The 22670-nt window shown below is 74.7% G+C and carries 22 protein-coding genes; 10 read left to right on the forward strand and 12 right to left on the reverse strand.

Annotation, left to right across the window (positions count from 1 at the left end):
- Positions 1–158: 158 nt before the first annotated feature.
- The 3 genes from ACFWXO_RS33055 to ACFWXO_RS33065 all read right to left on the reverse strand — a co-directional run bounded on the left by ACFWXO_RS33055 (position 159) and on the right by ACFWXO_RS33065 (position 2212).
- On the reverse strand, positions 159–887 hold the full coding sequence (locus ACFWXO_RS33055) for a hypothetical protein (RefSeq protein WP_380528545.1): 729 nt from the start codon (positions 885–887) through the stop codon (positions 159–161).
- A complete protein-coding gene (locus tag ACFWXO_RS33060) occupies positions 884–1453 on the reverse strand; it encodes an RNA polymerase sigma factor (RefSeq protein ID WP_375887037.1) in 570 nt (189 codons plus the stop codon). Before ACFWXO_RS33060 ends, ACFWXO_RS33055 begins: the two co-directional genes overlap by 4 nt.
- 285 nt (positions 1454–1738) lie before the next feature.
- Positions 1739–2212 (reverse strand): MarR family winged helix-turn-helix transcriptional regulator, encoded by a 474-nt coding sequence (locus tag ACFWXO_RS33065; RefSeq protein ID WP_380528548.1) that lies wholly within the window; start codon positions 2210–2212, stop codon positions 1739–1741.
- A gap of 184 nt (positions 2213–2396) precedes the next feature.
- Between ACFWXO_RS33065 and ACFWXO_RS33070 the strand changes: the two genes are divergently transcribed.
- Positions 2397–2807: an organic hydroperoxide resistance protein gene (locus ACFWXO_RS33070; RefSeq protein ID WP_360245460.1), complete on the forward strand. Its 411-nt coding sequence runs from the start codon at positions 2397–2399 to the stop codon at positions 2805–2807.
- Positions 2808–3046: 239 nt separating this feature from the next.
- Here the strand turns inward: ACFWXO_RS33070 and ACFWXO_RS33075 are convergent, their stop codons facing one another.
- Positions 3047–3421 carry a hypothetical protein gene (locus tag ACFWXO_RS33075; protein WP_380528550.1) on the reverse strand — a complete coding sequence of 125 codons (375 nt, stop codon included), beginning with the start codon at positions 3419–3421 and terminating at the stop codon, positions 3047–3049.
- 209 nt (positions 3422–3630) lie between these two features.
- Between ACFWXO_RS33075 and ACFWXO_RS33080 the strand changes: the two genes are divergently transcribed.
- The gene (locus ACFWXO_RS33080) at positions 3631–4002 is read left to right on the forward strand and encodes a hypothetical protein (protein ID WP_380528552.1); all 372 of its coding nucleotides are present in this window, start codon (positions 3631–3633) and stop codon (positions 4000–4002) included.
- A 91-nt stretch (positions 4003–4093) separates the two neighbouring features.
- Here the strand turns inward: ACFWXO_RS33080 and ACFWXO_RS33085 are convergent, their stop codons facing one another.
- Entirely contained in the window at positions 4094–4744 is a 651-nt protein-coding gene (locus ACFWXO_RS33085) for a beta-glucanase (protein ID WP_375887027.1), read from the reverse strand.
- Positions 4745–4884: 140 nt separating this feature from the next.
- Positions 4885–5514 (reverse strand): CBS domain-containing protein, encoded by a 630-nt coding sequence (locus tag ACFWXO_RS33090; RefSeq protein WP_375887026.1) that lies wholly within the window; start codon positions 5512–5514, stop codon positions 4885–4887.
- A 397-nt stretch (positions 5515–5911) separates the two neighbouring features.
- Between ACFWXO_RS33090 and ACFWXO_RS33095 the strand changes: the two genes are divergently transcribed.
- Positions 5912–7858 carry a hypothetical protein gene (locus ACFWXO_RS33095; RefSeq protein ID WP_380528555.1) on the forward strand — a complete coding sequence of 649 codons (1947 nt, stop codon included), beginning with the start codon at positions 5912–5914 and terminating at the stop codon, positions 7856–7858.
- Here ACFWXO_RS33095 and ACFWXO_RS33100 read toward each other — a convergent pair.
- A complete protein-coding gene (locus ACFWXO_RS33100; protein ID WP_380528557.1) occupies positions 7842–9053 on the reverse strand; it encodes an FAD-dependent monooxygenase in 1212 nt (403 codons plus the stop codon). The two genes, ACFWXO_RS33095 and ACFWXO_RS33100, sit on opposite strands and share 17 nt — an antisense overlap.
- 112 nt (positions 9054–9165) lie before the next feature.
- Between ACFWXO_RS33100 and ACFWXO_RS33105 the strand changes: the two genes are divergently transcribed.
- The 4 genes from ACFWXO_RS33105 to ACFWXO_RS33120 all read left to right on the forward strand — a co-directional run bounded on the left by ACFWXO_RS33105 (position 9166) and on the right by ACFWXO_RS33120 (position 11613).
- Entirely contained in the window at positions 9166–9873 is a 708-nt protein-coding gene (locus tag ACFWXO_RS33105; protein ID WP_375887018.1) for a TetR/AcrR family transcriptional regulator, read from the forward strand.
- An 80-nt stretch (positions 9874–9953) separates the two neighbouring features.
- Complete coding sequence (locus ACFWXO_RS33110) at positions 9954–10754, forward strand: HEAT repeat domain-containing protein (protein WP_380528560.1); 801 nt, start codon at positions 9954–9956, stop codon at positions 10752–10754.
- 186 nt (positions 10755–10940) lie between these two features.
- Entirely contained in the window at positions 10941–11210 is a 270-nt protein-coding gene (locus tag ACFWXO_RS33115) for a GlsB/YeaQ/YmgE family stress response membrane protein (protein ID WP_375887014.1), read from the forward strand.
- Between the two features lie 85 nt (positions 11211–11295).
- Positions 11296–11613, forward strand: coding sequence for a hypothetical protein (locus tag ACFWXO_RS33120; RefSeq protein WP_380528562.1), 318 nt, complete (start codon positions 11296–11298; stop codon positions 11611–11613).
- A gap of 7 nt (positions 11614–11620) precedes the next feature.
- Here the strand turns inward: ACFWXO_RS33120 and ACFWXO_RS33125 are convergent, their stop codons facing one another.
- Positions 11621–13522, reverse strand: a complete 1902-nt coding sequence (locus ACFWXO_RS33125; RefSeq protein ID WP_375887010.1) for an amino acid transporter — start codon at positions 13520–13522, stop codon at positions 11621–11623.
- A gap of 395 nt (positions 13523–13917) precedes the next feature.
- Between ACFWXO_RS33125 and ACFWXO_RS33130 the strand changes: the two genes are divergently transcribed.
- The 3 genes from ACFWXO_RS33130 to ACFWXO_RS33140 all read left to right on the forward strand — a co-directional run bounded on the left by ACFWXO_RS33130 (position 13918) and on the right by ACFWXO_RS33140 (position 17731).
- On the forward strand, positions 13918–15483 hold the full coding sequence (locus ACFWXO_RS33130; protein ID WP_380528564.1) for a N,N-dimethylformamidase beta subunit family domain-containing protein: 1566 nt from the start codon (positions 13918–13920) through the stop codon (positions 15481–15483).
- Positions 15484–15677: 194 nt separating this feature from the next.
- Positions 15678–16424 (forward strand): polyprenol monophosphomannose synthase, encoded by a 747-nt coding sequence (locus ACFWXO_RS33135; protein ID WP_375887006.1) that lies wholly within the window; start codon positions 15678–15680, stop codon positions 16422–16424.
- Between the two features lie 59 nt (positions 16425–16483).
- Positions 16484–17731: an aromatic acid exporter family protein gene (locus tag ACFWXO_RS33140; RefSeq protein ID WP_380528566.1), complete on the forward strand. Its 1248-nt coding sequence runs from the start codon at positions 16484–16486 to the stop codon at positions 17729–17731.
- Positions 17732–17764: 33 nt separating this feature from the next.
- On the opposite strand, the gene ACFWXO_RS33145 is transcribed toward ACFWXO_RS33140, so the two are convergent.
- From ACFWXO_RS33145 to ACFWXO_RS33160, 4 genes are all read right to left on the reverse strand, one after another.
- Positions 17765–18214 carry an SRPBCC domain-containing protein gene (locus ACFWXO_RS33145; RefSeq protein ID WP_380528568.1) on the reverse strand — a complete coding sequence of 150 codons (450 nt, stop codon included), beginning with the start codon at positions 18212–18214 and terminating at the stop codon, positions 17765–17767.
- Positions 18215–18218: 4 nt separating this feature from the next.
- Entirely contained in the window at positions 18219–18692 is a 474-nt protein-coding gene (locus ACFWXO_RS33150) for a VOC family protein (RefSeq protein ID WP_380528569.1), read from the reverse strand.
- Between the two features lie 221 nt (positions 18693–18913).
- Positions 18914–20914, reverse strand: a complete 2001-nt coding sequence (locus ACFWXO_RS33155; RefSeq protein WP_380528571.1) for a phosphocholine-specific phospholipase C — start codon at positions 20912–20914, stop codon at positions 18914–18916.
- A gap of 14 nt (positions 20915–20928) precedes the next feature.
- On the reverse strand, positions 20929–22362 hold the full coding sequence (locus ACFWXO_RS33160; protein WP_380528573.1) for an endonuclease/exonuclease/phosphatase family protein: 1434 nt from the start codon (positions 22360–22362) through the stop codon (positions 20929–20931).
- Positions 22363–22670: the final 308 nt, after the last annotated feature.

The following is a 22670-nucleotide window of genomic DNA, read 5'->3' on the forward strand; positions in this document are numbered from 1 at the left end:
CGGCCCCCCGCGGGCGCGCACCGCCGCGCGGGCGGCGCGCCCCCCCCCCCGCGCCGGCCCCCCCCCCCCCCGGCCGTTCCCGCACGCCCGACCGTTCCCGCGTCTTGTGCCGCAGCGCACCCCCGGCCGTTCCCGCGCGCTCGGCCGCACCGCACCCCTCAGCGGATCCGCGTCGCCCCCCGCCCGCGCACCGGGTGGGCGCCCAGCGGCCCGGCCGCCGCCCCGACTCCCGCCCCCGCTCCCGCCCCGGGCCCAGTCGGCGGCGTCGCCACGGTGTCCCGCAGCGTCAGCAGGATCTCCCCGTCGTACCGCTCCGCCAGCAGCCGGGTGAGCTCGGCGGCGCAGCCCGGCCGCACCGCCGGGGCGAGTTCGGGCAGCCGCCCCGGGTCGCTGAGGTCCTCGGCCTCGGCGGCCCAGCGCGCCGCGTCGCCCCGTTCGCCCTCGGCGGCGTAGTGGACGGCCAGGCAGTGGACGGCCAGCTGGTCGCCGTACTGGGCGGCGATCCGCCACCAGAAGACCCCGTCGGCCGTGCGGCCCATGCCGTAGAGCAGGCAGCCGAGGGTGCGGAAGGCGGCCTTCTCGGCGAGTTCGAGGTCCAGGGCCAGTTCGCCGGGCTCGACCGCGCCCGCCACCCCCGCGCACAGGTGGCGCAGGTCCCGCCGCAGTTCGGCCCGCCCGCCGGACCGGAGGTGGTCCCCGGCGGCCCCGGCGTGCGGCGGCCGGGCGACGGCGGGGGGCCGGGCGGGGCGCTCGCGGCCGGTCGGGGCGGCCCGGCGGGCGGCGGCCAGCCGTTCGGCCAGCCGACGGGTGAAGGCCACCGGGTCGTGGTCGCGGAACTCCTCGTCCAGCTCGGCGGCGTGCGCGCGCAGCAGCTCGGTGACCCTCATGTCGCCTGCCCGTCGTCCGGGTGTTCCAGCAGGTACTCCAGGTGGCGCCGCCCGAGGCTGTAGTAGGTGCGGGCGGTGGTGTGGGCGATGCCGAGCGCCCGGCCGATGTCGGGGTAGGAGGTGCCCGCCTGGCGCAGCCGGACCACGTCGGCCTGGACGGGCGCGGCGCGCGCGAGGGCGTCCATCGCCCAGTCCAGGGCGTCCAGTTCGGCGAGCTCCTCCAGCTCGTCCTGGCTGGTGTCGGGGCGGCGCTGGGCGATCACCCGGAGCCGCTTGCGCTCGGCCCGGCCGCGTTCGCGCAGGACGTCGACCACCGCGTCCTTGACGATCTTGAAGGCGAAGGCCTGCGGGTCCGCGCTGGCCAGGGCCCGGCGCCAGTTCCGGTAGAGCGTGGTGCCGGCGTTCTGCACGGCGTCCTGGGCGTCCTCGCGGTGGCGCAGGCGCTGCCGGGCGTAGCGGAGGTAGCCGGTGTTCTCGCGGGTGAAGAACGCCTCGAAGTCGTTCGGCAGGTCGTCGAGCGGGTCCGCCCGAAGGCCCCGCTCCTCCCCCGGCCCGGGAGTGTTCACACGCGCCCCCTTCTCCTGGGTCAGCTGGCCGGCCCACCGGTTGGCACGCCGACGGCCCGTTTCGGGGCTCGTGGTGTAACCGTCCGGGAGGGGCGGGTTGTCGACCGGATCGGGCGGACATTTGGGAACAATTCTGTTCACTTTCGAACCAGGCCGCTGACCTGCCCGTTCGTGGGGGCGAACGGGCGCCCGACCACCCCGGAGTGACCCAGATCACACTCGTTCGGATGGCGGCTTGACAAGCCCCGACGACTACCCCCGACGACCGCCCACCCGACGACCGCCCTACGGCGCCGGCTGCACGTCCGCCGAGTCCAGCGCGACGGTCACCCGCTCCAGCAGCACCCGCAGCGCGGCCAGGTCCTCGACCGGCAGCCCGGTCGCCGTGAGCAGCCGGCGCGGCACCTGCCCGGCCCGCTCGCGCAGCGCCGCCCCCTCAACGGTGAGGCTGACGGTCACCGACCGCTCGTCCTCCGGACTGCGCTCGCGGCGCACCAGTCCGGCCGCCTCCAGGCGCTTGAGCAGTGGGGAGAGGGTTCCGGAGTCGAGCCGCAGGCGCTCGCCGATCCGCTTGACGGGCAGCTCGCCGTCCTCCCAGAGCACCAGCATGACCAGGTACTGCGGGTAGGTGAGCCCGAGGTCCCGGAGCAGGACCCGGTAGACACCGCCGAAGGCGCGGGAGGCGGCGTTGAGCGAGAAGCAGATCTGCTGGTCGAGGCGGAGCAGTTCCTCGTCCGCCATGCCGGGGAGCGTGGTCATGACCCCATGGTACCGATCGCCGTCGCGCCATCTAGTTGTGCGCAACTGAATTGCGTGCTCTACTTATGGAGCAGTCGGCAGCCGGACCTCCACGGAGGGCCGGACGGCCGCCGGAACAGGACGACTCCGCCCGCCCCCGCGCACCGCGACGCACCGCGGACCGCGCACCACGAAGGGACCCACCATGGACGCGCTCTACACCGCCGCCGCCACCGCCAACGGCCGCGAGGGCCGCGCCGTCAGCTCGGACGGCCAGCTGGACCTCGCCCTGGCGATGCCGCCCGCACTCGGCGGCAGCGGCCAGGGCACCAACCCCGAGCAGCTGTTCGCCGCCGGTTACGCCGCCTGCTTCGCCAGCGCCCTCGGCCTGGTCGGCCGGCAGGCCCGGGTGGACACCAGCGAGGTCTCGGTGACCGCCGAGGTGTCCATCGGCAAGGACGGCGCGGGCTTCGGCCTGGCCGTCGTGCTGCGCGTCGAGCTGCCCGAGGCGCTCGCGGGCGAGGGCGGCGAGCTGCTGGTCAAGCAGGCGCACGAGGTCTGCCCGTACTCCCGCGCCACCCGGGGCAACATCCCGGTCGAGCTGGTCGTCGAGTAACACCGCCGGGCAACACCCGCCCCGGGGCGGACCCCGGACAGGCAACGGGCAGGGGGCCCGGGGGGGGCCCCGATCACCCCCCCGGCGAGCGCCCCCCCCCCCGCCCCCCCCCCCCCCCCACCCCCCCCCCCGCCCGGGCAAGGCCCGCGCCCACACAAAACGGCGCGGCGCTCAAAAGCCGCTCCCCCCGCCCCCTGCCCCCGGAAACCCCCGGTCCAGTGCCCCGACCTCGCACCCGGTCAGCTGCCGGGAGGCCCGACCGGGCCGTTCGTGCCGCCCGGCCCACCGGGGCCACCCGGCGAACGCAGCGTCTCCCATCGGTGCCGGTACTCCTCCGCGTCGATCTCGCCCCGCGCGAAGCGCTCCGCGAGCACCTGCTCCGGGGTCGGGCCGTGCCCCCAGCCGTGCGGTCCACCGGGACCGGCACCCGTGACCCCCGCGCCGCCCGGTCCGTGCGGGACGGGCTGCCGCGAGCGCGAGACGTAGCGGAACAGGGCGACGGCCAGGAGCACCAGCACCGCCAGGACGAGCAGCGAGACGATCGCCATCAGGGCGATGCCCCAGCCGCCCGGACCGTGGCCGGGCCCGTAGCCGTGCCAATGCCAGTGCCTCATCAGGTCCTCCTCCTCCGACCCTGCGGGCCCGCCGAGGTGATCGACGCCGTGACCACCGGGGCGTCGTACGGCCTGAGCTGCCGCGCTGCCCGGGGTGACCAGCGCCTTACCACCATCGTGCGCCCGCGACGGGTCAAAGCGTCGTGAAGAAAGCCTGAGAAAACGTTCCTGCGGAACCGGCCCCGCGCACCGGGGTAGCGTTTCCGTCCATGAACCACCATCCGCCCGACGACCGCCGCTCCCCCGAGCAACTGGTCGCGGCCGGGCTGCTCCGCCGCACCACCGACGGGCATCCCCACCCGGCGCTCAACCACTCGCCGATCTCCTACGTCGCCACCGCGCTCTGGACCGAGCTCGCCGCCCTGGCGATCGCCCCCACCGCGGCCGAGGCCACCGCCGCCGCCCTGCTCCGCGCGCTCGCCGACCGGGCCGTGGACGCCGCCCTGGCCCCCGGCAACGAACGCGCCCCGCGTGACGACCTCTACGTCACCGACCCGGCACACATCGGCACCCACCGCCGGGCGGTCTGGTTCCACCGCTTCGGACCGGGCGGCCCGATCACCGCCACCTTCGCGCCGTAACGGCGGCGCGGCGGACGCCCCAGGCACACGGGACGGCGCGAGCGCCCCCGACAGCGCGAGCACTCCCGACGGCCCGGGCCCGCCGGGCCGCTCAGCGTTCCACCGTCAGGCTCTCGCAGACCCAGCTCAGCCGGTTCGGCCCGTCGAACGGCGGCCGGGCGTGGTACGTCCCGTCCGACACCGACATGTTGACGATCAGGTAGGCGTGCCACCCGGCCCCGACCCCGTGCAGGTCCGCGTAGACCAGCTCCTCCTCGACGTACCAGTCCACCGAGTTCGCGCCGAGCACCACCCGCAGGCCGATGCTCGCCCCCGGGCCGACCCCGACGCCGCCGCCGTGCCAGTAACGGAAGCCGCCGCGCACGTGGTTGGAGATCTCCAGCAGGTCCGGGTTGTCCGGGTGGTACTCGAAGAGGTCGACCTCGTTGCCGCCGTCCCGCCAGGTCCAGATCGCCGGCCAGGCGCCCAACTGGACGGGCAGCGTCACCTGCGCCGACAGGACGTCCCCGGTGCGGACCTGGAAGCCCTCCGGACTGCCCTCGGTGGTCAGCAGGTTGCACGTCCACAGCCCGCCGGTGCGCCGCCGCACGGCGGTGAACTGCCCACCCGGGCAGTAGTCGTGACTCAGGTAGTCGAGCTTGTGGTCGCTCCGGTTGGTCGGCCCCATCCGGGGGTATGCGCTGCTGCGCCCGGCGACCCACTGCCCGGTCGAAGTGAAGTCCGCGTCGAACACGACCGCCACGGCCGCCTCCCGAGTGCTCCGTCGCCCCGGCAGTCCGAACCGCCGGGCACACAGAGTGAGTTACCCGATACCCTCCGCAGTATGCGAAGCAAATCGTCCGGCTCCTGACCGGGCCGCCGCGGCCGAGCGGGCCCCGCCGATCAGCCGACCGACGCAGTGGCGCCCCCGGCCCGGAGCCGGTCGGTCACCGAGACCACCCCGTCCACCGAGCGGCAGAGGTTCAGCACGATCGGCACCAGGTGCGCCTCGGGCACGCTGCCGCTGAGCACCACCCGCCCCTGGTCGACCTCCACCCCGATCTCCGCCGGGCTCACCCCGTCGATCCGCCCGAGCACCTCCTCGACGATCTCCCGCCGGATCACCCGGTCCTCGCGCAGGAACACCCGCAGCAGGTCGCCGCGGCTCACCATGCCGACGACCCGCCCCTCCTCGTCCAGCACCGGCAGCCGCTTGAGCCCGTGCCGGCTCATCTGCCGGGCCGCCGCGACCACGCTGGTGCCGGGCGTGGTGCAGACGGGCTGCGCCGTCATCAGCTCCGCCGCCGTGACCTCGCCGCCCGGCCCGGCCTTCGCCGACTCGGGCGCGGGCAGCAGGCTGCCCGGGTCCTCCTGCGCCGCCAGCGTGCGCAGCAGATCCGCCTCCGACACCACACCCAGCGGCCGGCCGTCCGGGTCCACCACCGGCACCCCGGTGATGTCGTACTCGGTCAGCAGCGCGACGATCTCCCGGAAGCCGGTCTCGGGCGCGATCCGGACCACGGGGCTGGTCATCACAGATTCGACGGTGGCATGCCGCACGCCGGTTCACCTCGTCCAACGATGCTGGTCCGATCGGGCGCGGATCGTCCCGGCCGGTACCGGCAGCATGGCCCCCGGCCGGGCGGAGCGCCAGGGGCCAAGGGGCCGAACGGGTGGGACCAAGGGCCCTGACCTGCGAACACACCTCCGACACGGGAGACTGCCCGGCCACCGCACCCGGGGCCGGCACACCCGGGGCTCCCCGCCCGGAGCCTCTGTGCCCCCGGAGGCCGCCGCGCCCGCCCGGGCCGACGACCCGACGCGTCCGACGGCGCGCGGCAGCCCGCCGCACACCCCGAACGGCGCAACCATCACATGATCGACTCGTTGGACCGTCCACCACGACAGCGATCGGCACCGGGAGGGCCCGTTGGCAGCACGGACGGTGGGCGCGGAACCGGCGCCCCGGGGCGTCCCGGCGCGACCGGTGGCGGAGGCCGAGGCCGCGCTGGTGCACCACTACCGCAGGCTGGTCCGGCTCGCCTACCTGGCCCTGCCCGCCGACCGGGACCGGCACAGCCGGGTGCTCGCCGCGCACGCGGCCGTCCAGCGCGCCCTGCCGTTCCGCTGGACCCGCCGCACCGCCCCTGCCCCTGCCTCCACCCCTCCCCCGACTCCCGCCTCCGCCGATCCGGCCGGCCGCGCGCCGACGACCACCGGCACCGACCCCGGCACCGACCCCGACCCGGTGTACGCAGCGCTGCGCCTACGGGTGCTGCGCACCGCCCTGCGCCCGCGCCCGGCCGCGCGGCTGCTGGCACCCCGGGTCTGGGGCCTGCGGCTGTTCACCCCGCACGGCGGCGAGCGGGACGCGGCACTGGACCACGCGCTCGCCGCCCTGGACGCCCCGGCCCGGGCCGCCTTCGCCCTGCACGTGGTCGAGGGGCTGGACGGCCCGGAGGCGCTGGAGGTGCTGCGCGCCGCCGGAGTGGAGCGGCCCACCGAGGCACTCGCGGCGGCCGCCGAGGTCCCGGCCGGACCCGAGGACGAGCCGCTCGCCTTCGACCCGTGCGCCGTCCGGGTCCAGCCCACCGACCTGCTGCGCCGCCGCCGTACGCTCACCGCCGCGCTGGCGGTCGGGGTGCTCGGGCTGACCACGACGGCCGCGGTGCTGGGCGGCGGCTCCGCCCCGGCGAGCAGTGCCCCGCGGTCGGCCCTGCGGCCCCCGGGCGCCGTCACCGACCCGGCCCGGCTGGTCCGGGTCGGCCCGGACGCCTGGCAGCACACCGCGCGGATCGACTTCACCGCCTGGCCCGCCCGCGGCGACCGGCGCGCGGACGCGGCCCTGCTCGGCCGGGCCCTGGCCGCCTGGGCCCAGCCGGGCCCGCAGACCCGGGCCGAGCCGGGTACGGACACCGCACCGCCCGACACCCCGCCGCAGCTGCTGTACGCCGGGACGGTCGACGGCACCGGCGTGGCCGTGCTGTACGACGGCCGCCGGATCGCCCGCTGGACCGACGGGCACGACGGCGGGCTCGACCTGGCACGGGCCGACGACTCCGACGTGACCACGGCGGGCGCGGTGGTGCTGAGCCGCCGGGGCACCGCCCTGCGCTACCTGCTGGCGCCCTGGGTGGACACCGCCGAGACCCGCCGGATCGACCAGCCCGACACCGCCGCCCGCCCGCTGGACCACCCCGACGGGGTCACCCCGGCCGCACCGGGCGGCGGGCTCGCGGACTGCCGGGGTGCCACCGTGCTCCAGCTGCGCTCCTCCTCGGTGATCGCCGAGAAGCACGCCTTCCTGCTGGCCGACCTCGGCGGCCTCGTCCCGGCCCACCTCACCTACACCCCGCCGCCGGACCGCACCCAGCCCGCCCGCCCGCCGCGCGAGTCCACCGGCCAGGACGCCCTGGTGGCCTGGGCACGGGCCGGCTGCGCCGTGCCGGACGGCACCCCGGGCGTCAAGCAGCTCAACCTGTGGGCCTTCGCGGTGCAGCCGCTGCCGCAGAACGCCGGCGCGGCCGCCTGGTACTGCCTGCGCGCCGACCGCTGGACGGGCGAGGGCAGCGCCGCCACCGCCGTGCTGCTGCCGACCGCCCGGGGCCCGCAGCGCACCGGCGGCGGGCCGGGCCGCGGGTGCAGCCGGTTCGAGCAGGACACCGTCGCCTGGGCGTGGTGGCACTCCCCGCAGGGCGCGGACTACCTGCTCGCGGCGGGCAGCCGGCGGGTCACCCGGCTGACCGTCAAGGGCCCGGACTGGTCGGCCGACCGGCCGGCCCCGGACCACACCCTCGCGGTCGAACGGCCCGCCCGCGGCACCGTCCAGGTCGAGGCACTGCTCGACAACGGCAACCGGATCACCCCGCCGCACTGAACCGCCCCGCCAACAGCGCCCCGTAGTCAGGCAGTTCGACGCTCGACACCTGCTTGCCCAGCTCCAGCATCCGGTTCAGCACCCACCGCCGGTTGAGCAGCCCGTTGCGCAGCCGCAGTCCGGCCGCGGTGCGCGGCGCCAGGAACGGGCCGGTCCGGTCCCCACCCTTCTGGCAGCCCCGGGCGTAGTCGCGCAGCAGCCCCTCGTACCGGGCGAAGGCGGCCCGGTGGTCGCCGCGGGCCAGCGCCAGCTCGCCCGCCAGGACGTACGCGGCCACCACCGCCGTGCCGGTGCCCATCCCGCCGATGGTGGCCCCGCAGGCGGCGTCGCCGAGCAGGGCGATCCGGCCGGTGGACCAGGCGGGGACGTCGGCGCGGCTGATCGAGTCGAAGTACGGCTCGGGCACCTCGTCCAGGCTCCGCAGCAGTTCCGGGACCTTCCAGCCGAGGCCGGCGAAGGCGGTGCGGACCAGCTCCTTCTGCTGTCGGGTGTCGTGGCGGTCGTAGCGCAGTTCGGGCGAGGCGAACAGGCAGAAGGCGCCCGCCCGGTCCGGGTCGCGCGGGTCGGCCCCGACGGACATCAGCCGGCCGGGGACGTTCAGGGCCGTCCCACCGGCCGGCAGCGCGCCACCGGCGGGCAGCTGCCAGGTCGCCGCGTAGTAGCCGAGGTGACGGACGAACCGCTGCTCGGGCCCGAAGGCGAGCCGCCGGACGGTGGAGTGCAGCCCGTCGGCACCGATCACCAGGTCGAACTCGCGCGGCGCGGCCCGCCGGAAGGCGACCCGCACCCCGGCCGCCGTCTGCTCCAGGGCCTCGACGGAGTCGCCGAAGACGTACTCGGCGCGGGCTCCGCTGTGCCGGTGCAGCACCTGGGCCAGTTCTCCGCGCGGGATCTCCAGCTCGCCGCCCGCGAACTCGGCGGGCAGGTGCAGGAGTCGGCGCCCGTCCTGGTCGACGAAGGTGATCGGGCTGCCGCCGGTGTCCAGGGCGCGCAGTTCCTCCAGCACGCCCATGCGCTCCAGCACGCCGAGGTGGGTGTGCCCGCGGAAGTCGACGTTCTGCCCGCCGCCGCGCAGCGCCGGGGCGAGTTCGACCACGGTGACGTCGAAGCCGTACCGGCCCAGCCAGTGGGCCAGGGCGGGGCCGGCGATGCTCGCGCCCGAGATCAGCACGCTGGTGCGCGCGGAAGCACTCACGGGAACCACTCCGTTCGAGGATCCGACAACTGTGTCCATGAGACACAGTTCATTGCTGTGTACGGTAGACACAGTTGGCGCGGACGGGCAACCCCCGGGACGGGAGCAGGCGATGGGCGAGGCGGCGAACGACACGGTCCGGCTGCTCTGGGAACAGCCCGCACGGCCGACCCGCGGGCCGAAGCCGGCCCTCAGCCTGGAGCGGATCGCCACCGCGGGCGTCGAGGTCGCGGACGCCGAAGGACTGGGCGCCGTCTCCATGCAGAAGGTGGCCGGGCTGCTGGACTTCACCAAGATGTCGCTCTACCGGTACGTCCCCGGCAAGGCCGAACTCGTCGCGCTGATGGTCGAGTCGGCCTTCGGCGAGCCGCCCGGGGTCGTCGGCGCACCGGACTGGCGGGAGCAACTCACCGCCTGGGCGCGTCACTTGTCCGAGGCCATCGCCCGGCACCCGTGGCTGTTGGACGCCACCCTCGGCCCCCGCGTCCCCGGCCCGCGGGAACTCGCCTGGCTGGAAGGGGTGGTGGCCGCCCTCGACGGCCACGGGCTGACCGGCGCCGAGCGGATGGACGCCGCCGTCCTGCTCGCCGGACACGTGCGCACCATCGCCGAACAGGCCCGCGCGGTGGGACCGGACGGCTCCCCCGAGGCCGAACTCCTCGCCGCCCTCGGCACGGTGGTCCACCGGCACGCCGACCGCTACCCCGCCGTGGCCGCCGCGATGGCCGACCCGGACGGCCGCGACCAGGCCCTGGACTTCGGCCTGGCCCGCATCCTGGACGGCCTGGCCGCCCTGATCGACCGGCGCACCCGCCCGTAACCCGCCGGCCCCCGACGAACCGCGCCGTCGGCCGAAAACCCGTCGAGCCCGGGCCGCGCAGGCGGCTAGCATCCGCTCCCATGGCGATGTTCGTGCACCTGACGGCCGCGGCGAACACGCCGCGCATCCGCCGCGCCGGGATCCGGGCCGACAGCCGGGGCCAGGGCGGGGTGCGCGGGGTGTACTGCTTCCCCGTGCTGCCCTCCTACACCCTGACCCACCAGTGGCTGCGCGAACTCGCCCGGTTCGGGCCGAAGGGCGCGCTGTCCGCGGTGCACGTCCGGCTGGACGACGCGCAGGAGGTGCTGGTCGGGCACTACCGCGACCGCGCCAAGGACGCCCAGCAGTGGCTGACCGCCGCCGAGGCGGTCGCCCGGGTCGCCGCCCAGCCCGACCCGCGCGGCTGGGAGGTGGTCGTACCGAGGGCGATCGGCACGCGCGAGGTGCACCGGATCCGCGCCGTGCCGCAGGTGGCCGGCTGGCGCTACCTCCCCGGCGCCCACGGCACCCGCCCCTGCACCTGCTTCGGCTGCCGGATCCGCGGCGAGTACGGCGGCCGACGGCTGCGCGAACGCCACCCGCACCCGCTGGACGGGCCGCCACCACCCGTCCCCGTCCTGCTCGCCCGGATCGAGGCCGCGGGCGACCCCGGCGATCCGGCCGCCCTGCGGGACGCCCTGCACTGGTTCGGCCTGCGCCGCCGAGGCCCGGTGGACCGCCTCGCCCGACTCGCCGCCCACCCCGACCCGACCGTCCGCCGCGAACTGGTCTGGGCGGTCCAGGGCTGGTCGACACCCGGCGTCGCCGAACTGCTGGACCCCCTCGCCGAGGACCCGCACCCGGACGTCCGCGAGGCCGTCGCGGACGTCCGGACGCTCTGAGGCCTCCGGCCGCCCACCTGTCGGCCCGGGGCACCCGCCCGTGGGTCCGGGCCGGTCCGCGCCAGGACCTGCGAGGTTCCCCTCCGACGTGCCCGTTCGGCGGAACCGGGTGATCATGGGACGAACCGCGTCTTCGACGACACGGCGCGCCGGTCCATTCCGGCGGCGCCCGGAAGGTGGACCGCGATGTTCCAGCTCCTGTGGATTCTGCTCATCGGCTTCGTGCTCGGCGTACTCGCCAAGCTGATCCTGCGCGGGCCGCAGTCGATCCCCTGGTGGCTGACCATGCTCCTCGGCGCCGCCGGGGCCTGGCTCGGCAACGCCGTCTCCGGCTGGATCGGCGTGCGCCACACCTCCGGCATCGACTGGATCCGTCACATCCTCCAACTCGGCTTCGCCGTGGCCCTGGTGGCCCTCGTCGCCCCGGCCTGGTCCAAGAACCGCACCTCCCGCTGACCGGGCACCGCGCCGGGATTGTCAGTGGCAGCTGCAAGACTCCTGTCCGGGCCCACCGAACGGGCCCGGACGGGAGGGGCGCGCGATGCCCATCGGAGACCGCTGGCAACTGCTGCGCGAGGGAGCGCCGCTCGGCGACATCGTCGTGGACGGCGCCGACTTCCCCTGGCTGGACGGGCGATTCGTCCCCCGGGCCGGCTTCGCCGAGGTGAAGCCGTGGTTCGACGAGTCCGCCGCCTTCGTCGACGCCGAGGACCACGAGGCCTTCGAGCGGGCGTACGACCGGATCGACGGTGCGCTCACCCTGGCGTCCCCGAGCGGCCCGGTCGCCGAGTTCCTGCTGCACATACGTGGCGACCGGGCGTCGTGGCGGTGGTCGGACGAACCGTTCGACGAGGTCTGAACCCCGCTCAGCCCACGTGCACGGCGGGGCGGCGGGTGCGGTCGGGTTCGGCCTCGCGGAGCACCTCGCGGGTGACCGGGGCGATCTCGCCCTGGCCGAACAGGAAGAACCGCAGGAACTGGGCGAAGGGGTTGCCCTCGGTCCACTCGAAGTAGATGTGCGGCTGCTGCCCGGTCAGGTCGCGCACCTGGAGCAGCAGGGCGGCCAGCGCGTTGGGGACGCTGGAGCTCTGCAGCGAGAGCACCCGGTAGCGGTCGTGCAGCACTTCGCCGCGGACGGTCAGTTCGGCCTCGAAGTCGGACGGGTCGAGCACGGTGACCTCGACGAAGACCAGGTCGTCCTCCGGCGGGATGTCGTTGTCCCGGCGGATCTGGTGGACCTTGTCGCGGTACTCGGCGAGGTCCCGGCTGTTCGGCTCGTTGGCGATCAGGCGCAGCGGGCGGTACGTGTAGTCCCGGACGAACCGCTCGGCGACGTCGTCCAGGACCACGTCGGTGACGCGCAGTTCGAAGGCGCGCTTGAGCCGGGAGAGGAAGGACACCAGCATGATGCCGGCGATGAAGCAGGCGCCGATCTTGACGCCGTCCGGGCGCTCGGCGATGTTCACGGCCGTGGTGTAGAGGAACACGGCGGCGATCACCGCGAAGGTGACGGTCCAGTGCCGCTCCCCGGCCTTGCGGGCGGCGATGGTGACGGCGACCGCGGCGGAGCTGATCAGCACCAGGACGCCGGTCGCGTAGGCGCCGCCCTGGGAGTCGACGTTGGCGTCGAAGATCCAGGTGACCAGGAAGGCGATCAGGGTCAGCACGATGACGGTCGGCCGCACCGCCCGGGCCCAGTGCGGGGCCATGCCGTAGCGGGGCAGGTAGCGGGGCATCAGGTTGAGCAGTCCGGCCATGGCGGAGGCCCCGGCGAACCAGAGGATGGCGATGGTGGACAGGTCGTAGACGCTGCCGAAGGTGCTGCCCAGGTTCTCGTGGGCGAGGTAGGCGAGGGCCCGCCCGTTGGCCGGGCCGCCGGTCTTGAAGGCGTCCTTGGGGATGAGCAGCGTGGTGATGATGCTGGTGGAGATCAGGAAGGCGCTCATGATCACGGCGGCGGTGGTGAGCAGGTGCCGGGCGCCGCGGATGCGGCCGGTGGGCTTCTCCTCGGTGTCGTCCGGGTCACCCTCGATGAGCGGCATCACGGCGACGCCGGTCTCGAAGCCGGACAGGCCGAGGGCGAGCTTGGGGAAGACGATGAGGGCGACGCCGATCATCGCGAAGGCGTTGCCGTGCTCGGCGGTGAGGGCGTCGGTCCAGTCGCCGAACAGGTGCGGTTCCTTGAACACGTGCCAGAGGCCGTTGGCCACCACCACGACGTTGAGCGCGAGGTAGACGACGACCAGGACGACGGCCAGGCCGATGGCCTCGCTGAACCCCTTGAGGAAGACCGCACCGAGCAGGGCCACCAGGATCAGGGTGAGCATCACCTGCTTGCCGGACAGGGCGCTGTGCAGGTGCGGGTTCTCGATCAGGTGGGCGGTCGCGTCGGCGGCCGACAGGGTGATGGTGATCATGAAGTCGGTGGCGGCGAAGCCGAGCAGGGTGAGCACGAAGAGCTTGCCCTGCCAGAACGACAGCAGCCGTTCCAGCATCGCGATCGAGCCCTGGCCGTGCGGGCTCTCGGCGGCGACCCGCCGGTAGACCGGCAGGGCGCCGAACAGGGTGACCAGCACCAGGACGACGGTGGCGATCGGTGACAGCAGGCCGGCCGCGAGGGCGGCGATGCCGGGTTGGTAGCCGAGGGTGGAGAAGTAGTCCAGGCCGGTCAGGCACATCACCCGCCACCAGCGCGTGCCCTTCTCGGCGGGCGCCTCCACGTGCGGGCCGGGGTGCTGCTTGGCCATGTCCGAGAGGCCTTCGAGCATCCACGCCCGGAACCTCGTGCCCCGCGTCGAAGGCGCCGTTCCCGGTTCGACCGAACCCGAGGAGACCACGTACACCCCTGTCCACGACTTCGGCCGGCCGCCGCACGGTTCCGGACCCCCAAGGCCGCCGGACGGCGGGCCCGGGCCAGGCTAGGGGACCGGGTCGGAGCGGCCGGGCAGCCGCGCGGCCCAACACGCCGGGGTGCGCCCGGACGGCCCTGCCGGCCTACGGCCGACCCCCGGCCGTGCCCGGCGCCAGCGGCGCGGCGGTGTCCGGTGCCTCCTCGAACGGGGTAGACATGTCCGCGCGCGTTGACTCAATGGATTGACCCATCCGGTTGACCCACGGAGCCCGCGCGCCCAGGGGTACGGCGACGGACGGCAGGGAGACAGCGGTGACGGAACCGACTCGGCGGAGGATCCTCGGCCTGGGCCTGATGGCGGCCGCCGTCACCTCCTGCGGCACCCAGCGCTCCGACGCCGCCGCGCACCCCACGCCCGACGCCCCGGGCACCCCCGGCCCGGCGGACCCCTCCGGCGCCCGGCACCCCGGGCCCGAGGACGCCGCCCCGGACGAGCAGTCCCTGCCCGGCAACGCCGACTGGCAGATCACCGACCCCGGCGCGCCCAGCGCCGTCGAGGGCTTCGCCGACCGGGTCAGCGTGCTGCCCGGCGAGAGCTTCGGCCTGCACGTCTCCACCGCGGCCGCCGCCTTCACCGTCTCCGCGTACCGGATGGGCTGGTACGGCGGTGCCCGGGGCCGGCTGGTCTGGCGCCGGGCGCACGTCCCCGGCGCCAAGCAGGCCGCCCCGCACGTCGACCCGGCCACCCGCACCGTGCTGACCGGTTGGCAGCGCACCCTCGCCGTGGACACCGCCGGCTGGCCCGAGGGCGCCTACCTGCTGCGGCTGGACGCCGAGGACGGCTCCGGCCGCAGCTACGTCCCGCTCACCGTCCGCTCCGCGACCACCGCCGGAAGAACCGTGGTGATGGGCGCCCCGGCGACCTGGCAGGCCTACAACGAGTGGGGCGGCTACAGCCTCTACAACGGCCCGACCGGCACCCTGGCCACCCGCTCGCTGCGGGTCGTCCTCGACCGGCCGCACGACTACGACCACGGCGCCGGGCGCTTCCTGGTCTACGAGGCGCCGCTGATCGCCCTGGCCGAGCGGCTCGGGCTGCCGCTGGCGTACACCACCGGGATCGACGTGGCCCGCGAGCCGGGCCTGCTGCACGGTGCCAGCGCCCTGCTCTCGCTGGGCCACGACGAGTACTGGTCCCCCGAGCAGCGCGCCCACGTGACGGCGGCCCGCGACGCCGGGACGAACCTGGTGATCCTGGGCGCCAACTGCTGCTTCCGCCGGGTCCGCTTCGAGCCCGGCGAGCTCGGGCCGGACCGCACCGTGGTCTGCTACAAGGACGCCTGGGCGCAGGACCCGGGCCACCAGGCGGGCGCCCCGGCGACCACCGACTTCCGCACCGGCCCGGGCGCCGACCCGGAGAGCTCGCTGCTCGGCGTGATCTACGACGGCTACCCGGTGGACGCCCCGTACGTGGTCACATCGCCGGAGCACTGGGCCTTCGAGGGGACGGGCGTGACGGCCGGGGAGTCCTTCCCGCACCTGGTCGGCGTCGAGTACGACCGGGTCGACACCGCCTTCCCCACCCCGCGCCCGATCGAGGTGATCGCCCACTCCCCCGTGGTCTGCGAGGGCCGGCGCTCCCACTCCGACACCGCCTACTACACCGTGCCCAGCGGCGCGGGCGTCTTCGCCACCGGCACGATGCGCTGGGTGGAGGCCCTGGACGCCCACGGCAGCGGCGTGCACGGCATCGACGCCCACGCCGGGGACGTGGTCCGCAAGGTCACCGAGAACGTCCTGCGCCTCTTCGCCGCCGGTCCGGCCGGCCGCACCCACCCCGCCCGCGACAACCTCGCCACCGTCTACGGCACGGCGTAGGACCTGCCCCGCGGTCCATCGTGATCGAACCGGCCCACGGCCCCGGGCCCGGGACTCCGCCCCGCCGCCCCCGGGCGGGAAGGGGCCGTCGCCCCGGCTACACTCGCACGATCTGACAGCAGCGAAGGTCGTCCAGGACAACCGACCGGTGCGGCACGGGGTGCCGGCCGGCGAGGGCACGAGGGAAACAGAACATGGTCGAGGCCTCCCCGAAGGTCGTTGTCGTCGTCCCCACGTACAACGAGCGGGAGAACCTTCCGGTCCTCGCCGGGCTCCTCACGGACCTCGCGGTGCCGAACCTGCACCTGCTGGTGGTCGACGACAACTCCCCCGACGGCACCGGCGAGATCGCCGACAAGCTCGCCGCCGACTCCGCGGGCACCGTCGGCGTGCTGCACCGCACCGAGAAGGACGGCCTCGGCCGCGCCTACCTGGCCGGGATGGCCCGGGCGCTGGACGAGGGCGCCGACGTCGTGGTCCAGATGGACGCCGACCTCTCGCACCCGGCGTCCGCGATACCCGCGATGGTGGGCACCCTGCTCGCCGACCAGGGCACCGCCGTGGTGCTCGGCTCCCGCTACGTGCCCGGCGGCTCGACCGCCGCGGAGTGGCCCTGGCACCGCAAGGCGCTCTCCGCCTGGGCCAACTTCTACGTCAACGCGATCCTCGGCCTGGGCGTCCGGGACGCCACCGCGGGCTTCAAGGCCTGGCGGGCCAGCGCCCTGCGGGCCATCGACCTGCCGACCGTGCAGAGCAACGGGTACTCGTTCCAGGTCGAGATGAACTACCGGGCGGTCCAGCACGGACTGGCCATCCGCGAGGTGCCGATCCGCTTCGAGGAGCGGATCGAGGGCGCCTCCAAGATGAGCATCGGGGTGCAGGTGGAGTCCGCGCTCGCGCCCTGGAAGCTGCGCTTCAACCGCGAGGGCCAGGGGGCCTGAACGAGTAGTCCCGGCCGCGGCGGGCGGTGCGGGCGGCTGGTGCGGGGAACAAGGCCGTCATGGCCCTTCTCCCGGAGTCCCTGACGACCCTGGTCCGCCGCGCCGCCCGGGACCCGTTCGCCGTCCAGACGCTGCGGGCCACCGTGGCCGCCACCCTGTCGTACGCGGTGGCCACCCGGCTCAGCAGCGAGCCCGCGCCACTGACGGCACCGCTCACCGCGCTGCTGGTGGTCCAGGTCACCGTCTACTCGACGCTCAAGACCAGCGTCCGCCGGGTGGTCTCGGTGGTGGTCGGGGTGCTGATCGCGATCGGGTTCAGTGCCGTGGTCGGGCTCTCCTGGTGGAGCCTCGGGCTGATCATCCTGGCCTCCCTGGTGATCGGGCGCTACGTCCGGGTCGAGGAGTTCGTCCAGGAGGTCGCGATCAGCGCGATGCTGATCCTCGGCGTCACCAAACTGACCTCCCAGGCCTGGGACCGGGTGCTGGAGACGCTGATCGGCGCGGCCGTCGGCCTGCTGTTCAACCTGCTGTTCGCCCCGCCGGTCTGGGTGGACACCGCCGGCGAGTCGATCGAGGACCTGGCCCGGCGGGCCCGTCAGCTGCTGGTCGACATCTCCGAGCAGCTGGGCCGCCCCACCCCGGTGGCCCGGGCCGCCGAGCGGCTGCACGAGGCCCGGCGGCTCGACCAGGCGATCGCGGACGTGGACGCGGCGCTGCGCCAGGCCGAGGACAGCCTGCGCCTCAACCCCCGGATCAGCGAGGGCCTGCTCTCCCGGCTGGTGCTGCGCACCGGGCTGGACACCCTGGAGATCTGCGTGGTGGTGATCCGGGTGCTGGCCCGCTCGGTCACCGACCTGGCCAAGCGGCGCGGACCGTCGGAGCGGCTGTTCCCGCCGGAGGTCGCGGTCGGGCTGGAGGAACTGCTGGCGCACGTCGGCGGGGCGATGGTCAGCTTCGCGGTGCTGGTCACCACCCAGGTGAGCCGCAACGCCGAGGAGGCGGAGGAACGGCTGACCGCCGAGCTGGCGGCGGCCTGGACGTGCCGGGAGAACGTCGCCCAGGTCCTGCTGCGCAAGGTCCAACAGCACCCGGAGGCCTGGCAGTTGCACGGCGCGATGCTGGCCGAGGTCGACCGGATCCTGGACGAACTGGACCTGGAGCACCGCAGTCGGCGGCTGATGGAGGAGCTGGACCGGGCGTCGCTGGCCAGCCGGGAGCGGTTCTCCCGCCTCACCGGGCTGCGCCGCGCCCGCCGCGGCCGGCGGCGGGAGGAACGGGAGCGCCCGGCGGCGGGGGCCGGGCGCTGATCCGGGTGACGGGAGGCCGGGGGACGGTGGAGGTCAGGGCATCAGCCAGGGCTGCTGCGGCAGCGGGTGGCCGGTCTCCAGGTAGGTCTTGAGGTTGGACAGCACCGCCGACCAGCCCCGTTCGGCGTCCGCTCGCTCGGGCTCGTCGGCGAGGTCCTCGTGGGTGACGGTGAGCCGGGTGAGGTCCTGCCAGTGCCGCAGCTCGAAGGTGACCCGGGAGGGCCCGCCGGGGCGTTCGCCCTCCGGTCCGCCCCAGGTGGTGACCAGCCGGTGCGGGCGGTCCGCCACCTCGACGGTGCCGATCACGTCGGCGATCCCGGAGTCGTCGGTGCGCCGGTGCTCCCAGGGGTCGCCGGGCAGCCAGGTGGAGACGTTGCGGTGGCCCCAGTAGAGGCCGGACTCGTCGGCGTTGGTGAGCGCGTGCCAGACCCGTTCCGGGGTGGCGCGCAGGTAGACGGTGCTGCGGTGGCGGAAGGCGGTCACGGCCTCAGCCTCCGGCCGCGTCGAGCAGCTGCTGGATCTCGATCTTCCCCATCCGCATCATGGCCGCCGTCACCCGGTCGGCCTTGGCCCGGTCCTCGCCGCCGACCAGGTCGAGCAGGATGCGCGGGGTGATCTGCCAGGAGAGGCCGTAGCGGTCCTTGAGCCAGCCGCACGGGCCCGGCTCGCCACCGTCGGCGGTGAGCTTGGTCCAGAGGTCGTCGACCTCCCGCTGGTCCTCGCACTCGACCTGGAGCGAGATCGCCTCGGTGAAACGGAACATCGGGCCGCCGTTCAGCGCCGTGTAGGGCCGGCCGGCGAGTTCGAACTCGACGGTCATCACCGTGCCGGCCGGCACGGGGGCGCCCTCGCCGTAGCGGGTGACCTTGGTGATCGCGGAGCCGGGGAACAGCGAGGTGTAGAGGGCGGCGGCGGCTTCGGCCTGGTCGTCGAACCAGAGGAAGGTGGTGATTTTCTGCATGGGCCCGACGGTAGCGGCGGGCTCCGACAGCGCGGCCGAGCCCCCGCCCGGGGGGGCCCGGTGGGGGGCCCCCGCCCGGCGCGGGCCCCCCCCCGGGGGGGTGCCCCCCCCCCCCCAGAGGGGTGCGGAGAGCGGGGCGGGGTGGGCTCCGACCGCGCGGCCGAGCCACGGCCGGGGGTCACCGGTTCGGCGCCCCCGGCCGGTCTCGGCACGCCCCTGGGTCAGTGCACCCAGCCCGCGTAGCGCTGGACGAAGCGCTGGCCGGTGTGGGCGGTGACCACGACGTCGTAACGGCCCTGCTTGTCCAGCGGCCAGGACAGGTCGACCTGCTTGCCGGGCTTGACCCAGACGGTCTGCGGGCTGCCCGCGAAGTCGTTGGGCGCGGCGGTGAACGCCACGTCCGTCAGACCGTCGTTGGCCACCTGGAGGGTGAGCCTGAGGCTGCCGTGCAGGTCGGCGGTGACGATCGGCACGCCGATGTCGTTCTGGCCGTCCTGCCCGTCCCGGACGACCGTCCCGGCGAAGCGGCGCACGAAGCCGTCCGGGCCGTGCACGGTGAAGTCGTAACGGCCGTCGGTGGCGGCCGCGTCCCAGACGTAGGTGGCGTTGGCGCCGGGGGCGACGGTGTACGGGGTGCCCGCGAACGGGAGCAGGATGTTCGGGTAGACGGTGTACGGGAAGGCCACCGAACCGTCGTTGCTCATGGTGCAGGTGACCTTGCCGCTCCTGCGGTCCACCGCGACGTCGGCCCAGGGCTGGTAGGGCAGCGGGCGGTGCGGGCGCTCGCCGCGCTCCTGGACGGGCATCGCCTGGGCGCCGGTGGCGGGGAGGGCGACACCGGGCAGCTTGGTGCCCGCGTCGGCCTTGGCCATCAGGGCGTTGGTGTCCGGCAGCTTCGGGATCGAGGTGTCCGGGGCGGCGAAGTCGAAGCAGCTGGTGAGGTCGCCGCAGACGGCCCGGCGCCAGGCGGAGATGTTGGGCTCGGCCACGCCGGTCACCACCTCCATGAAGCGCAGCACCGACGTGTGGTCGAACACCTGGGAGTTGACCCAGCCGCCGCGCGACCAGGGGGACGCCACCCAGAGCGGGACGCGGTTGCCGAGGCCGATGGCGCGGCCCTGGGTGAACTCCTCGGGGGTGCCGGGCTCGGGGGTGGGTGGGACGACGTGGTCGAAGTAGCCGTCGTTCTCGTCGTACATGACCAGGAAGACGGTGTGCTGCCAGACCTCGGGGTTGGACATCAGCGACTGCAGCGCCTGGTTGACCCAGTGCGCGCCGTAGGCCGGGCCGGCCTCCGGGTGCTCGGAGAACAGGTACGGCGCGACCAGCCAGGAGATGGTCGGCAGGGTGCCGTCCTTGCAGTGGCGGTCGAAGTCGGTGGGGTCGAACTTGGTCATCGCGTTGACGTAACGCGGGTCGTCCTGCGGGAAGTTGTGGAACTGCTTGAAGTAGGAGAGCGCGTTGTCGTCGTAGTCGCCGGTGCGGTCGTCCTTGCTGGGGTTGTGGTAGACCCGCCAGCTGACGCCGGCCGTCTGGAGGCGCTCCGCGTAGGTGGTCCAGTCGGCGACGGGGTTGTCCGTGACCGGGGTGTTGTCGATCCAGGGGCCGGTGGTGCCGTCGCGGCCGGGGCCGGAGGTGCCGGTCCACAGGTAGAGCCGGTTGGGGTCGGTGGGGCCGGCCAGCGAGGTGAAGTAGGCGTCGCAGAGGGTGAAAGCGTCGGCCAGGGCGTACTGGAAGGGGATGTCCTCCCGGGTGAAGTAGCCCATGGTGCGCTCGCCCTTGGCGGCGATCCACTTGTTCATCGCGCCGTTGTTGATGGCCTGGTGGCCGGTCGCCCAGTCGTGGGCGAGGCCGCCGGCGTTCTGCGCGTTGTACTTCGAGGTGTCCATCCGGTACGGCAGCATCGCCCCGCCGTCGCTGCGGCGGGCATCGGGCTGCCGGAACACGTCGGTGCCGTCCGGGAACTGGAGCGCCTGCTTGTCGCCGAAGCCGCGGACACCGCTCAGGGTGCCGAAGTAGTGGTCGAAGCTGCGGTTCTCCTGCATCAGGACGACGACGTGCTTGACGTCCTTCACGGTGCCGGTCAGGGCGGTGGCGGGCGCGGCGGCCGGGGCGGGGGCCGCCGGAGCGGCGTCGGCCCGGGTGGCGGCCAGGCCGGTCAGGGCGGTGGCGCCGACGGCCGCGGAGGCGCCGACGAAGGTGCGGCGGGAGAGCTCGGACATCACGAACTGGCCTCTCAGAGCTGGAAGGTGGCGACGGCGGCGGCAGTGTCGGAGGGCCACTCGTTGGCGGCGGTGTTCGGCTCCGGCTGGGGCCAGTCGGCGACCAGGGTGTGCGCCTCGACCAGTTTCAGCGCTCCGGTGTACTGGACGACGTCGATCCGGTCCTGCGGCTCGGGGCGGTCGCCGCGGCGCTTGCGGGTGGGCGACCAGGTCGCGCCCGGGGCCTTGGCCGGGTCGCGGTTCTCCTCGCGGAAGGTGTCGGTCAGCCCGGCGGCCTCGAGTTCCTTGGTGACCGGCCAGGCGAGCGCGCCGACGCCCTGGTGGGCGGCGGCGGTGGCGGCCGTCCAGTCCAGGTGGGAGGGCGAGGACAGCGCGCCGGCCAGCACCACCGGGAGGCGCCGGGCGGCGTCCGCGCGCACGGCGGCGGCCAGCGCCTTGGCCTGCTTGAGCCGCAGCGAGGCGTTCTCGGCAGCCAGCACCTGGGCGGCCGTGGCACCGTCCTGCACGGCGTACGGGCCGTAGCCCGCCTCGTCGAGGTGTGCGGCCCAGAACCGGACGGCGCGGCCGCCGGGCAGCTGGACGGTGGCCGCGACGGCGGGCAACTCGGCGGTGGCCGCGGTCGGTTCGGTGAGCGGGTAGCGGCTGAGGATGCCGACGCTGCCCGGGCTCTGGAGGGAGTACCAGCCGAGGGCGTCGGCCAGGGTCTTCGCCCGCTCGCCGGCCGTCTCCTGGAGGGCGAGCACGTCCAGCCCCTGGGCGAGGACGACCCGCAGCTGCTTCTCCAGCGCGTCGGTGCAGCCGTTGCCGGCGTCGTGCAGGTTCCAGCTGGCGGCCTTGAGCCGCGGCGGGGCGGCCTGGTCCACGACGGGGACGAGCACGGTGACGGTGTCGGTGGCGCCGGTGCTGTCCTTGACGCCGACCACGACCAGCTCGGGGTTGCGGGCGGCGGCGGGCGCCGTGCCGGTGATCGTGCCGTCGGCGGCGACCGAGGCCCAGGCCGCGCCGCCGAGCTTGCGGTAGGCGGCCGAGCCGGGGGCGTTGCCCGCCGGGCGGGACCAGAGGCCGCCGAGCCGGATCCGCACGGCCGCGCCGGGGGCGACCGGGGTGGCGGTGAAGGAGTCGACGACGGCGTGCGGGCGGACCACCGGGGGCTTGGGGCGGAAGCCGAACGGGGCGGTCCGGGCCAGGATGCCGTAACCGTCCTTGGCCAGCAGGTAGGCGGTGTACGGGCCGCCGGTCAGCGCGGAGGTGTCGAGCTGGACGTCGCCGGAGGTGCCGGGGGTGTACTTCCAGAGCAGCGAGGAGCCGGTGCCGGGCTGGCGGCTGCCGTCGTAGATGCCGACCCAGTTCTTGGCGTCGGGGGCATCGGTGGTCCAGTGGAAGGTGAGCCGGTCGCCTTCGGCGGGGCTGCCGGATGAGGTCGGGGTCAGGGCGCTGCCTGCGGCCACGGTTGTCCTGTCCGCCGCCGACGGGCCCGGTCCGCCGGGGGACGGCGCCGGGGCCGCACGCGGCTGGTCACGGAGGCTGGGAGGGAGGATGCCCGCAGTTGGCTGTACAACTAGGGGCGGGCTCATTCATCCGAAGGTCAGCGACCGGGACGTGAACGGCGCGTGACGGGGCATCGGGCGGTTCGGGAACTCCGTGGCGCGACCCGCTCCGGACATGCGCGGAGGGGCGCGTCGGGGGTTCCCTCGCCCCCCGCCGGGGCGGGGGCCGGGGGCGCGCGATTATAAAACATAACCTGCCCACCAGAAAA

It is taken from the genome of Kitasatospora sp. NPDC059088 (assembly GCF_042738155.1).
Lineage (GTDB): Bacteria > Actinomycetota > Actinomycetes > Streptomycetales > Streptomycetaceae > Kitasatospora.